The 12118-nt window shown below is 64.4% G+C and carries 11 protein-coding genes; 4 read left to right on the top strand and 7 right to left on the bottom strand.

The annotated features are described in order from the left end of the window. A partial coding sequence (locus tag FJU11_RS18435; RefSeq protein WP_210242829.1) for a hypothetical protein occupies positions 1–261 on the top strand: 261 nt, incomplete at its 5' end. Between the two features lie 87 nt (positions 262–348). On the opposite strand, the gene parC is transcribed toward FJU11_RS18435, so the two are convergent. Both parC and FJU11_RS02535 read right to left on the bottom strand, forming a co-directional pair. Beyond that, entirely contained in the window at positions 349–2601 is a 2253-nt protein-coding gene (gene parC, locus FJU11_RS02540; RefSeq protein ID WP_141165436.1) for a DNA topoisomerase IV subunit A, read from the bottom strand. Positions 2602–2692: 91 nt separating this feature from the next. Next, the gene (locus FJU11_RS02535) at positions 2693–3565 is read right to left on the bottom strand and encodes an MBL fold metallo-hydrolase (protein ID WP_141165435.1); all 873 of its coding nucleotides are present in this window, start codon (positions 3563–3565) and stop codon (positions 2693–2695) included. A 312-nt stretch (positions 3566–3877) separates the two neighbouring features. On the opposite strand from FJU11_RS02535, the gene FJU11_RS02530 reads away from it, so the two are divergent. Both FJU11_RS02530 and FJU11_RS02525 read left to right on the top strand, forming a co-directional pair. Next, complete coding sequence (locus tag FJU11_RS02530) at positions 3878–4120, top strand: BrnT family toxin (RefSeq protein ID WP_235890777.1); 243 nt, start codon at positions 3878–3880, stop codon at positions 4118–4120. Beyond that, the gene (locus FJU11_RS02525; protein WP_141165434.1) at positions 4089–4367 is read left to right on the top strand and encodes a helix-turn-helix domain-containing protein; all 279 of its coding nucleotides are present in this window, start codon (positions 4089–4091) and stop codon (positions 4365–4367) included. Before FJU11_RS02530 ends, FJU11_RS02525 begins: the two co-directional genes overlap by 32 nt. A gap of 50 nt (positions 4368–4417) precedes the next feature. Here the strand turns inward: FJU11_RS02525 and FJU11_RS02520 are convergent, their stop codons facing one another. The 3 genes from FJU11_RS02520 to FJU11_RS02510 form a co-directional block, all read right to left on the bottom strand. Beyond that, on the bottom strand, positions 4418–6061 hold the full coding sequence (locus tag FJU11_RS02520) for an FAD-dependent oxidoreductase (protein WP_141165433.1): 1644 nt from the start codon (positions 6059–6061) through the stop codon (positions 4418–4420). Continuing rightward, positions 6058–7011: an aldo/keto reductase gene (locus FJU11_RS02515; RefSeq protein ID WP_268935182.1), complete on the bottom strand. Its 954-nt coding sequence runs from the start codon at positions 7009–7011 to the stop codon at positions 6058–6060. Before FJU11_RS02515 ends, FJU11_RS02520 begins: the two co-directional genes overlap by 4 nt. 359 nt (positions 7012–7370) lie before the next feature. Continuing rightward, on the bottom strand, positions 7371–8204 hold the full coding sequence (locus FJU11_RS02510) for an alpha/beta hydrolase (protein WP_235890775.1): 834 nt from the start codon (positions 8202–8204) through the stop codon (positions 7371–7373). A gap of 224 nt (positions 8205–8428) precedes the next feature. Between FJU11_RS02510 and FJU11_RS02505 the strand changes: the two genes are divergently transcribed. Beyond that, a complete protein-coding gene (locus tag FJU11_RS02505; protein WP_141165430.1) occupies positions 8429–9646 on the top strand; it encodes a hypothetical protein in 1218 nt (405 codons plus the stop codon). A gap of 6 nt (positions 9647–9652) precedes the next feature. On the opposite strand, the gene FJU11_RS02500 is transcribed toward FJU11_RS02505, so the two are convergent. Next, positions 9653–10216, bottom strand: coding sequence for a P-loop NTPase family protein (locus tag FJU11_RS02500; protein WP_141165429.1), 564 nt, complete (start codon positions 10214–10216; stop codon positions 9653–9655). Positions 10217–10287: 71 nt separating this feature from the next. Continuing rightward, positions 10288–12081 carry an aspartate--tRNA ligase gene (gene aspS / locus FJU11_RS02495; protein WP_141165428.1) on the bottom strand — a complete coding sequence of 598 codons (1794 nt, stop codon included), beginning with the start codon at positions 12079–12081 and terminating at the stop codon, positions 10288–10290. Positions 12082–12118 lie beyond the last annotated feature (37 nt).

The following is a 12118-nucleotide window of genomic DNA, read 5'->3' as shown; positions in this document are numbered from 1 at the left end:
GACCCTGTTTGCGTCAGGACCGAGACGGATGGCGACGAGCGTACTGGTGGTACGGTCGAGCCATCCGTCGAAGCGTCATGGCGCAAACAGGATCGGCCCGAAGGGTTCGACCGTGCCGCTCTCCCGTTCGGCGGGCAAACGAGTCACTGGCTCGTTTGCTTCTCCACCTTACTGTCGGCGATCTTGCCCGATGAACCACATCGCGCTGCGATCGCCTTCGCGTGGGAAACCGGCACGATCGAACAGAGCGCTTCCGTATAAACTTGAAAGGCTCTAAGGCGAACCGGAGCGCTTTGTCTTCCGCGTCGTTCGCAATGCCGGACCGGATCCGTAAAGCTGGAGAATGCCCTACCCGACGAATCGGCCCGAGCGCGGGAAGCCACGCGGCGCCATGCGGCCGGCCTGCGCACGGTCGCCGAGCCAGTCCGTCAGTTCCTCGCGAGTGCGCGTATGGCTGCGGCCCGCACTGTCGGTCCAGCCGAGACCTTCCTCCATCGCGAAGCACTTCAGGTCGGCGATACCGCCGTCCTTGTAGCGCTGGAGGCGCACGCCCTTGCCACGCGTCATCTCCGGCACCTGGACGAGCGGGAAGACGAGAAGCTTGCGGTTTTCGCCGACGACAGCGATCGTGTCGCCCGCGACCGTGACGACGAGCTTCGCCTGGTCCGGGGCCTTCACGTTCATCACCTGCTTGCCCTTGCGGGTGTTGGCGACGATCTCCCTTTCCTCGACCACGAAGCCGTTGCCGGCGGTGGAAGCAAAGAGTAGCCGGCGTTCGGGATCGTGGACGAAGGCGGTCAGCACGTCCTGATCGTTGTCCATGTCGACCATGAGGCGCAGCGGCTCGCCATGGCCGCGCCCGCCGGGCAGCCGGTCGGCGGCGAGCGTATAGACGCGGCCCGCCGTGCCGACGACGATCAGCTTGTCGGTCGTATGGGCAGGGAACGCCACCTTCAGCGCGTCGCCCTCCTTGAAGGTCAGCGTCGCGAAGTCGGCGATATGGCCCTTCAGTGCGCGGATCCAGCCCTTCTCCGACACGACGACGGTGACGGGCTCCTTCTCGATCATCGCGTTCTGGATCGTCTCCAGATCGATCTCGGCCGCCTCGGCGAAATCCGAGCGGCGGCGGCCGAGTTCGGTGTTCTTGCCGAAGGTCTTCTTCACCTCGCCGATTTCCCAGGCGATCGTCTTCCACTGCTGGTCGTCGGAGGCGAGCAGCGCCTCGATGTCCGCCTTTTCCTGCGTGAGGTTGTCGAACTCCTTGCGGATCTCGAACTCCTCGAGCTTGCGCAGCGAGCGCAGCCGCATGTTGAGGATCGATTCCGCCTGCAGGTCCGTCAGTTCGAAGCGCGCCATCATGACGGGCTTCGGCTCGTCCTCCTCGCGGATGATCGCGATCACCTCGTCGATGTTAAGATAGGCGACGAGGTAGCCGCCGAGGATTTCCAGCCGCCGCTCGATCTGCGCCAGCCGGTGACGGGAGCGGCGTTGAAGCACGTCCTTGCGATGGTCCAACCACTCGCGCAGCACTTCCGGCAGCGCCATGACCCTCGGCACCCGACCCATGCTCAACACGTTCATGTTGAGCTGCAGGCGCGTCTCGAAGTCGGTGAGCTTGAAGAGTTGCTCCATGAGAAGGGCCGGATCGACCGAACGGCTCTTCGGCACGAGCACGACGCGCACGTCTTCGGCCGACTCGTCGCGGATGTCGTCGAGCAGCGGCAACCGGCGCGCGATCAAAAGCTCGGCGACCTTCTCGATCAGCCGTGCCTTTTGCACCTGATAGGGAATTTCGGTGACGACGATCTGGTAGCCGCCGCGCCCGAGATCCTCCTTCTCCCAGCGCGCGCGGACGCGGAAACCGCCGCGCCCCGTGCGATACGCCTCGGTGATCGTCGCCCGGTCGTCAACGAGGATGCCGCCCGTCGGCAGGTCCGGGCCAGGCACGAGGTCGACCAACTTGTCGAGCGAGGCGTTCGGATGCTTGATCAGGTGAAGGGCCGCCTCGCACAGTTCGGCGGCGTTGTGCGGCGGGATCGAGGTCGCCATGCCGACGGCGATGCCCGACGAGCCGTTGGCGAGCAGGTTCGGAAAGGCGCCCGGCAGCACGGACGGCTCGCTGCCCTCCTCGTCATAGGTGGAGCGGAAATCGACGGCATCCTCGTTGATGCCTTCGAGCAGAAGCTCGGCGACCGCCGTCATCTTCGATTCGGTGTAGCGCATCGCCGCGGCATTATCGCCGTCGATATTGCCGAAGTTCCCCTGCCCGTTGACGAGCGGGTAACGCACGGCGAAATCCTGCGCCAGCCGCACCAGCGCATCGTAGATCGCCTGGTCGCCATGGGGATGGTAGTTACCCATCACCTCGCCGACGATCTTGGCGCATTTGCGGAACGACCCGTTGGAGCGAAGCCCCATCTCGCGCATCGCATAGACGATCCGCCGATGCACCGGCTTCATGCCGTCGCGCACATCCGGCAACGCGCGCTGCGTGATCGTCGACAGCGCATAGGCCAGATACCGCTCCTCGAGCGCCGTCTTCAGATCGATCGGTTCGTACGGATTCCTACCGGATTCCGGCGTGTCTACGGACTTTCCCATGGGTTACGGGGTAGCGTGAGGGGTGCGGGTTGGCAAGGATTTGGGAACACGGCATGAGAAAGATAAGCGACTACGTCGTCTATGCGACCCATTAGAGACGTCCAACATCGGTTCGGACGCTCTGGAGAGCGGACATCCCCGCTACTTCCGTCGTCTCCGGAATGGAAATCTCCATGCCGTCGAAGGCAGGAGCGACCTGACCATATCCCCGATCCTCGAACCACGATTGCAGCGTGGCGTAGTCCATCTTCTCGTCCATATGCGTAAGGAAGACCCTCTTTGGCGCGAACCGATCGACCAGTTCGACGACGGTTCGCGGATCGCCATGCGATGAGGATGGTTCCCAATAGTCGCAGTCGAGCATCCAGGTTTCGATGTTCGAGAGAAGAGGAAGGCTCTCCGTCGGAAAAGACTTCACGTCCGGGCTGTAGACGAAATTCCGGATACGCAGACCGAGACTGTCCGAACCGCCATGGTGCTGGGAGAACGGTAGAACATGGAAGCCATTCGCCTCGAAGGCTTCGCCAGCCCGAATGCGATGCCAAATGATCCGATACTCGTCATCGTCGCCGAACGAGATCGTGCGAGTGTCCGTGGCCACGACCTCGTGCGCGAAGAGATAGGGAAACATGCCGACGACGCACTTCATCGTCGCGTCGTCGGCATAGATATCTAGATTGCGCCGTAGCGCCATTTCCATGTAGTAGGGAAGTTCGCCAATGCCTGCGATGTGATCCCAATGTCCATGGGTAATCACGATCGCATCCGGGACGATCTTCGCTTTCGTGGTCTGTCGGCGGAAGTCTGGACCGATGTCGATCATCAGGGATCGCTGGTCCTCGAAAACTAGGACCGATGGCCGCATTCGTTCGTTCTTTGGGTTCGACGGGTCACACCGCCCCCACACACCGCCAGCAATTGGGACGCCGTAGGTAGCGCCGCAGCCCAAGACCGTAATCCGCACGACCAATCTTCCATTCTACCGCGATCGAAGCCGCTTCTTATAGTTCAGCCGGCATCACTATAGGCGGGTAATCGAACGGCAACTGTCGCAACGAACTACGTCCAAACTTGCCGGTCCGCTCTCCACCCCAAAGCTCACATTTCATCCCAGTACCACCACGCCGTTCCGAAGGAATGCCAGCAAGCTGGTAACGGAAAGGTTGTCGACCCTATAGCTCATCGCAAGGATCTGCGGACATCGCTATTTGCATAGGATACGGAATTCCCGTACAAATGGTTGACGATAAAAGATAGGTTCGATCCAAAGAAGGATGTGGTCAACCGCGAGAAGCACAGGCTGCCGCTGGCTTTCGGCGATCGAATTTTGAAGGACGCCAGTTATTTGATCTTGCCCTTGACACGAGAGTTCGACGGAGAACAGCGGTTCAAGGTGATCGGTGTGGTCGAGCAGAAGATGTTTACCGCCGTTTTCGTTTGGCGGGACGACCTGCCACGTTTCATATCGGTAAGAAGGGGCAATAAGGGTGAAGAACGCGCCTATCGCACTGCCGACTGATCAAGCCGATGCCGAGGATTTCGACGTGACGGTCGAAGCGCTCGACCGTGGTCAGCGTGCGCGTCTGATCCGCACGACACGAACCAAGCTCGGCCTCTCGCAGTCGGAGTTCGCCAGTCGCTTCCGCGTTCCGGTCGGTACGTTGCGCGACTGGGAGCAGGCGCGCGCTACACCGCCGGATTTCGCCGTTGCCTATGTGAAGGTTATCGGTCGGTATCCGGACATCGTAGCCAGCGCTGTCGCCTAGCCACCTGACGAACTCCCCGCCGACTGAACTCATACCAGCACGCCACCGCGTTACCGCTCAACCTGTTCGAGCGTTGCCGTTCTGCGATCCCGCGCTGCCGTTCCGCCTTCCATGCCGGACTGCCGGAACCGCTCGCCGAGATGGTCGGCCAAGCGGATGGCGAGGGCGACGATCGTCAGGGTCGGGTTGGCGTAGCCCGATGTCGGGAAGACGGAACCGCCGCAGGCGTAGAGGCCGTCGACGTCGAAGACCGCGCAATCGGCATCGACGACGCCTTCTTCCGGCGAGCGCGCCATGCGTGTCGTTCCAGCGTGGTGATAGCCGTCACGAAGGTGGCTCGCGTAGCCTTCGCGCGGTCCTTCGAGCCACGGCAACGGTTTCAGGCGACCGAGACGCAGGCGTTCGAACTCGCCGCAGATGGCTTCCGTGACGGTCTTCAGCGTTCGCTGTTCCAGTTCGCCGAACGTCCAGTTGATGTCGAGCATGGGGCTACCGTGCGCATCGCTGCGCTGCGTGCTCAGCGTTACCCGGCTTTCGGGGTCGGGCTCCTGCTCCAGATAGCACTGCAGGTGCACCGAGGTCGGCTCGGCGATCGGCGAGCGTCCGCGCCGGTGCTGGATGGCGGCACCGACGATCTCGCCGGCGTGGCGCGGCAGGCGCAGGACCTGACGGCGAGTTTCCGCGCCGAGATCGCGCCGGCGCAGCGCATGGACGACGGTGCGCAGCGTATCGAGCCCGCCACCCGGCGGATAGTCGAAGACGAGGTGCGCGTTCGCGTTCAGCACGCGGGCTTCGCGCTGAAGGGCCTCCGACAGCTTGAGCTTGGGGAAGTAACGGCGCGAGCGGGCATAGAGCAGCCGGAACCGCTCCTGAAGATCGGCACCGTCGCCTTCGAGCACCGCCGTCAGGCCGTTCGGATGATCCTGAAAGAACCGGCCGACGAGATCGTGCGTGTTGCCGAGGCCCTTCGGGTTCGCGCTGCGCGAGAGAAGCAGAAGCCGGGCATTTTCGAGCGCGCCGCCGCACAGGACCACGCGCCGCGCGAGGATCGTCCGTTCGGCGCCCGAAGCGTTGCTTACCGTGACGCCTTCCACCTTGCGGCCCGTCGCGTCCGTCCGGATCTCGCTCACCGTCGCGTTGACGAGGACGCGCAGGTTCGTCGCGTTGCGGAACGCGCGGATATGCGCCCTGCCCGTGTCGACGCTCGGCGTGTAGACGGTGAACATCGCCTCGACCACGCGCGGGTCCCATGCCGGCGCGGCGAGCCCGAAGGGACGGTAGGTCCTGGCCCCGTAACTCTCGCCTTCCACGCCAAAGAAGCGCTCGGCGCGGCGCCAGTAGGGTTCGAGTTCGCCATAGGCGATCGGCCAGCCGCTGTGCCGGACCCAGGGTCGTTCTTCCAGATCGATCGGATCGAGCGGAAGGCACTGGCCGGCCCATAGCCGTGCGCTGCCGCCGAAGGCACGACCCCTTCCCTCCGCGTGCCCGGTGAAGGGCAGGCCCGAGACGACCGCCTCGTTCAATTTCTGGGACAAAGGCTCGATTTCGAGATTGCCGCTTTCGACGAGAACGACCTTCATGCGCGAGCCGACGAGTTCACGTGCGAGCGCGATGCCGGCCGGGCCCGCACCGACGATGCACAGATCCGCCGCGACGCTTTCGTCTCCGGCAATCGCGTCGTTGTTCTCGATCATGGCCCGCGCCACTCCGCGATCAGCCCTTCGAGCACCTGCGCCTGTTCGGCCGTAACGAGGTCTTCGGCAAGCAGGCGAGTGCTGCGCTGGATGGTTTCGATGTTCGTGGACGAGAAGAGCACCGTACCGTTCGGGTTCGCATCGAGGGCATGGCGCAACAGGACCAGGCCGAGCGCACGTGAATCGTCCACATCGATGCCGAGCGTCCGGCTCCAGCGCCGGCGCTCGGCCTCGTCGCGATCGAGCTTCTCCAGGATGCCGGGGAGAATGCCGGTGATGGCCGAATGGGTGATGGTATGCGTGTTCGCGGGGCGTTCGACCTTCGCAGAAGCGCGGCTCGCCGCATCCGAGCCGAACTGGACCACGTCGAAGGTGTCGGGCCACACGGTGAGGCAGTTCCGGGTCTGCTCGACACCCGTCGCCGTGCCAATCATGCCGGTGCGGCCCTTCGCTTTCTGCTCCTCCAGAAACGCGCGAACCTCGCCGTCGGCGAGATCGGCAGCGTCGCAATCGTGCGCGAGCAGGCAGTCCACGGCATCGATCGAAAGCTCGCCGAGGCTCGTCTCGAAGCTCGCACGCAGCGAATCGATGCCGAACGCGCCATGGCGCACGGTCGCCGCCGCGCCGCGGCGCAGGAGCGCCCTCGACCCCGGAACCATGCCGACGGTGAAACGCGCAGCTCCGCGCGCTGCGGAGATGAGCGGCGAGCGCCGCGGCGGCAGGATGCCGACCTTCGTCGTGACGGTGATAGCGGCGCGGTTACGGGAGAGAAGACCGGCGAGCGCGCGTTCGGCCTCACCGTAGCCGTACGCGCGCGCCGTATCGAAATGGGTGATGCCGGCGTCGAAGGCAGCATCGACGATACGCTGCGAAGCGGCAAGACCAAGCCGTCCCATCAAGGCAGAACAGCCGAATCCCAAACGCGGAAATACCGCACCATCTGTACGCATGCCGACCGCACGATCCGCCGACCGGGGCGGAGATTCCATTCTTTCACAAACCGACATGCTGGATATAAAACCGACAATTCAGCGCGGTTAAACCGTCGCTCACGCGCAATTATTGCTATTTTTTGAGTAAGATACCATAATTTAGTAATAGTCAATTGAATTGTTGGTCGAGGTGCGGATGCGCCTGAGAAGGTCGATCGCTTCCGTTCGATCTCGCTACGGATGCCGGGGAAAAGGCACCTGCCCGCGTCATCGCGAGCCAGGCAAAACCAATCGCATTCGATCTTCCGCGCAGCGAATCGATGCCTCGCGACGGAGCACGACTGACATGCGCGGCACGACCGAAGCGCCGCCGATGCCTACCGCCCGATCGTGCGCTTCAGGAACTGCGCGACGACGCCGGACGCGCGATCTCCGAGCCGGCCCAGATAGCGTGCGATGGTGCCGTGCGTGTAGTCCGAGCCGTCGAAGACGTAGACATAGGTACCGCGCGAGGAAAGCACGCGGGCGTACTCGGTCGTCAGCGCCTGCCGGCGTTCGCCGTTCGAGCCGGAATACATCATCAGGTGCGGCGGCACGTTGCGCGCGGTCCGCGCATAGGTGATCGGAGACCATTTGCGCCAATCCGCCGGATCCTCGCCGAAGGCCTGCTTGTAGGGATAGCCGAGCGAGCCGCGCATGGCGTCGTAGGCGACCATGTCGTAAGCCTGCACGTCGTCGGCGATGACGGCACGCACGTTCACGAGGTGGCGTGCGGCGACCATCGTCACGAGGTGCGAGCCCGCGGAATGGCCCATGATGGCGATGCGGTTCGGGTCTCCGCCATAATCGGCGATGTTGCGCGAAACCCAGTTGATCGCCCTGGCGACGTCCTGCGTCTGGCCTTCGATGTCGGTTTCCGGCACCAGCCGATAGTCCATCGCTACGAAGACGTAGCCGAGCGAGGTGATGAACTCGGGAATCTTGTAGACGTGCTTTCGATCGCCCTTCAGCCATCCGCCGCCATGGACATAGACCACGACGCCTCGCTTTCGCTGCGGCAAGGGCTCAAGCGGCCCGGCCGGCACGTAGATGTCGAGCGCGAGCGGGCCGGCATAGGGGACGCCGTCGTAGCGGCGCTCCTGCGCATGGGCCGCTGCGGCGACGAAGAGCAGGCAGAGTGCGAGCACGAGGCAAAACGGACGACGCTGCACGAGCGGGCCTTTCGTCGAGGGGTAAAACAGCGGCACGGCGCCGCGCGGGACCATAGACGCTCGCGCGCTGGGCGCAAAGGTGCCATCACGACCGCGTGCCCTTCTTCATGCAATCTGGACGCGTCCCCCCACCTGCGGTAGGTCTTTCGTCCCGATGGGGCTTGAGGCCGCCACAAAGAGGTGGCACGGACCCTTCCCGATCCGACCAGAAGCGAGGTTTCGCCATGCACGCCAAGCCATATGTCCGCGCCGCGCTCGCCGGCACGTTTCTCCTCGGCTTCGCGAGCAGCGCGCTCGCGCTCGACGGCAAGGACTTCGTCACCACGCTGAACGCGGCCTATGGGCGGTCGGGCGGCACGCTCGACTATTCAAGGCTCGATACGAACGGCGATACGGTCATCCTGCACGATACGGCGCTGAAACTGCCGTCCGGGCCGGTTCCCCTCGGCGAGGTCACGTTCTCCGGCGTCGAGGAAACGGACGGCGGTGGCTACACCGTCGATACGACGCGCATTCCGAAGATCGACCGGCCGGTCGGCGCGAAGGGCGCAGTCTCGGTCGAGGACATCCAGCTCGACGGCCTCGTCGTTCCGCCGCAGGGCAAGGGCGACGACAAGAACGACGACAAGGGCAAGAACGAAGGATCGGGCCTCTTCCCCTCGTTCACGTCGTCGAGCACCGGCGACGTTCGCATAACGCGGGACGGCAAGCCGCTGGTGACGAGTTCCGGCGTGAAGTCGACCATCGAGCAGGCCGGCAAGGGCTACGAAAGCAGCACGGATGTCGAAGACCTGACGATCTATCTCGATAACGCCGGGGATTCGAAGCTGCGCCGGGCCGCCAAGGCGATGGGCTACGACAGCGTGAACGGCGAAATGACGATGAAGGGTTCGTGGTCTCCCGACGGCGGCAAGGCGGACCTGAGCAAACTGGCGCTGACGCTGAAGAACGTCGGCACGCTCGACCTGTCGCTCGGGTTTTCGGGCTACACGCGCGACTTCATCGAACAGACGCGCGACTTGCAAGCGAAGGCGGCGGCAAACCCCGACGACAAGGAAGCGCAGAAGGCGCTCGGCATCGGCATGCTCGGCCTGATGCAGCAGTTGAGCTTCACCGGCGCCAAGATCCGTTTCGACGACGATTCCCTGACGAACAAGGTGCTTTCCTACATCGGCAAACAGCAGGGCGTTTCCGGCGACCAGATCGCGCAGGCGGCCAAGGCCATGCTGCCGCTGGCGCTCGGCAAGCTGAAGAACCCCGGTTTCGAGAAGAAGGTCGAGAAGGCCGTCTCCACCTTCCTCGACGACCCGAAGAGCCTGACGATCGAGGCCGATCCGGAAAAGCCCGTTTCCGCTCCGCTCATCGTCGGTGCCGCCATGGCCTCGCCGCAGAGCCTGCCGGACGTGCTCGACGTCGATGTGAGCGCGAACGACAAGGACTAGAGACTTTCAGCCCTCGCGTGCCTCTCGGTCCATGAGGGGCACGCCCTGCGTCACGCGTTCGGGAAGCGCCTGGAGGAAACGCGTGATGCGGCGCCGTCCGCGAAGTCGCGTGACGGGAACGTCCGGCGACGTGCGCAGCCGTTCGGCCTCGATGCGCGGGCGGGCCGTGCGGTCGAAACCGAAGACGTAGCGAAGGAAGACCACGAAATCCGCGTCGAGACGTTCCCGGCAGCCGTCGGCCATGTCCGGCCGAGGCCGGTCGAGGAAGCTGCGGACGAGCACGCGCTTCATGCAGACGCCGCGCGGCGTATCCAGCCAGACGACGAGATCGGCGCGCGCGAGGCGGATGGCGAAGCTTTGCCGGTGATAGTTGCCTTCGCTGACCCATCGCTCCCCGGCATGCGCGCGGACGAGGTCGGCGTGGAACTCCGCCGGCGTCGCCTTGCCCCAGCCCGGCCGCCAGAAGAGCCGGTCGAGGTGGACCACCGGCAGGCCCGCGCGGGCGCCGACCTCGCGTGCAAGCGTCGACTTGCCGCTTCCTGCATTGCCGAGGATCACGATACGCTGCATCGCCGAACCCTTTCGCCAACCGCTGGTATAGCGAAACTTCGGCCGGCGGCGAAGCGGGATCGTTCGCCCGCTCAGTCCTCGCGTTTGGCCTTCGGAATGACGCGCAGGCCGAGTTCGGCGAGCTGCGCGACGGAGGCCTCGTTCGGACCGCCCATCAGCAGGTCCTGCGCCTGCTGGTTCATCGGGAACATGGTGATCTCGCGCAGGTTCCGCGCGCCGACGAGCAGCATGACGATGCGGTCGATCCCCGCCGCCATGCCGCCATGCGGCGGCGCACCATACTGGAAGGCGCGGTAGAGACCGCCGAAACGCTCCTCGACCACGGTCTCGTCGAGACCAACGGTGCCGAAGGCCTTCACCATCAGCTCCGGTATATGGTTGCGGATGCCGCCCGAAGCGATCTCGTAGCCGTTGCAGACCATGTCGTACTGGAACGCCTTGATGCCGAGCGGCTCTTCGCCCTCGAGCGCTTCAATGCCACCTTGCGGCATGGAGAACGGGTTGTGCGCGAAATCGACCTTCTTCTCGTCGTCGTTCCACTCGAAGAACGGAAAGTCGACGATCCAGGCAAGTGCGAAGCGCTCGTGGTCCGTCAGTTCGAGTTCGCTGCCCACGCGGTCCCGCGCGTCGCCGGCGAACTCGTGGAACTTCGCCGGCAGGCCAGCCACGAAGAAGCAGGCGTCGCCCGCCTCGAGGTCCATCTGCGTGCGGATCGTCTCGGTGCGCTCCGGCCCGATGTTCTTGGCTAGCGGACCGGCACCGGTGACCGCGCCGTCCTCCTCGCGCCAGAAGATGTAGCCGAGCCCCGGCTGACCCTCGCCTTGCGCCCAGGAATTCATGCGGTCGCAGAAAGCGCGGCTGCCGCCGGTCTTGGCCGGGATCGCCCAGACCTCCACCTTCGGGTCCCGCTCGATCATGCCTGCGAAGACCTTGAAGCCGGAACCGGCGAAATGCTCGGTGACGGCCTGCATCTCGATCGGGTTCCGAAGGTCCGGCTTGTCCGTGCCGTATTTACGGATCGCTTCGGCGTAGGGAATGCGCGGCAGCGTCTCGGTGACCGGCCGGCCCTCGGCGAACTCGGTGAAGAGGTCGCGGACGACCGGTTCCATCGTCGCAAGCACGTCTTCCTGCTCGACGAAGCTCATCTCCAGATCGAGCTGGTAGAACTCGCCGGGCAGCCGGTCGGCGCGCGGGTCCTCGTCGCGGAAGCACGGCGCGATCTGGAAGTAGCGATCGAAGCCCGACGCCATGATGAGCTGCTTGTACTGCTGGGGCGCCTGCGGCAGGGCGTAGAACTTGCCCTGGTGGATGCGGCTCGGCACGAGGAAGTCGCGCGCACCTTCCGGCGAGGACGTCGTCAGGATCGGCGTCGAGAACTCCGTGAAGCCGATCTCGCCCATCCTGCGGCGGATGGCGGCGATGACCTGCGTGCGCCGGACGATGTTGGCGTGCAGCGTTTCGCGCCTGAGGTCCAGGAAGCGGTATCGAAGGCGCAGATCCTCCGGATAGTCCGGCTCGCCGAAGACGGGCAGCGGCAGTTCCTTCGCTGCCGAAAGGGTCTCGATCTCCTCGGCGTAGACCTCGATGTCGCCCGTTTCCATGTTCGGGTTCACCGTTTCGGACGTGCGCACCTTGACGCGGCCGTCGATGCGCACGACCCATTCGCCGCGCACCTTTTCGGCCGCCGGAAAGGCTGGCGAATCGGGATCGGCGACGACCTGGGTGATGCCGTAATGGTCGCGCAGGTCGATGAAGAGCAAGCCTCCATGGTCGCGCACGCGATGGACCCAGCCAGAAAGCCGGACCGTCTCGTTCTCGTCGGCCTTGCGGAGGGCGGCGCAGGTGTGGCTGCGGTAGCGGTGCATGGGGCAATTCCCGAAACTTGGTGCGAAGGCGGGCGAA

The sequence above is a fragment of the Pararhizobium mangrovi genome, assembly GCF_006516965.1.
In the GTDB taxonomy this organism is placed as follows: Bacteria; Pseudomonadota; Alphaproteobacteria; order Rhizobiales; family Rhizobiaceae; genus Pararhizobium_B; species Pararhizobium_B mangrovi.
Note: the sequence above shows the minus strand (reverse complement) of the source record. Positions and strands in the feature narration are given on the sequence as shown.

Excerpts from the sequence above, each read along its gene's own strand:
- aspS (WP_141165428.1), bottom strand. The coding sequence starts at position 12,081 with ATGCACCGCTACCGCAGCCACACCTGCGCCGCCCTCCGCAAGGCCGAC.
- FJU11_RS02520 (WP_141165433.1), bottom strand. The coding sequence starts at position 6,061 with ATGATCGAGAACAACGACGCGATTGCCGGAGACGAAAGCGTCGCGGCG.
- FJU11_RS02515 (WP_268935182.1), bottom strand. The coding sequence starts at position 7,011 with ATGCGTACAGATGGTGCGGTATTTCCGCGTTTGGGATTCGGCTGTTCT.
- parC (WP_141165436.1), bottom strand. The coding sequence starts at position 2,601 with ATGGGAAAGTCCGTAGACACGCCGGAATCCGGTAGGAATCCGTACGAA.
- FJU11_RS02505 (WP_141165430.1), top strand. The coding sequence starts at position 8,429 with ATGCACGCCAAGCCATATGTCCGCGCCGCGCTCGCCGGCACGTTTCTC.
- FJU11_RS02500 (WP_141165429.1), bottom strand. The coding sequence starts at position 10,216 with ATGCAGCGTATCGTGATCCTCGGCAATGCAGGAAGCGGCAAGTCGACG.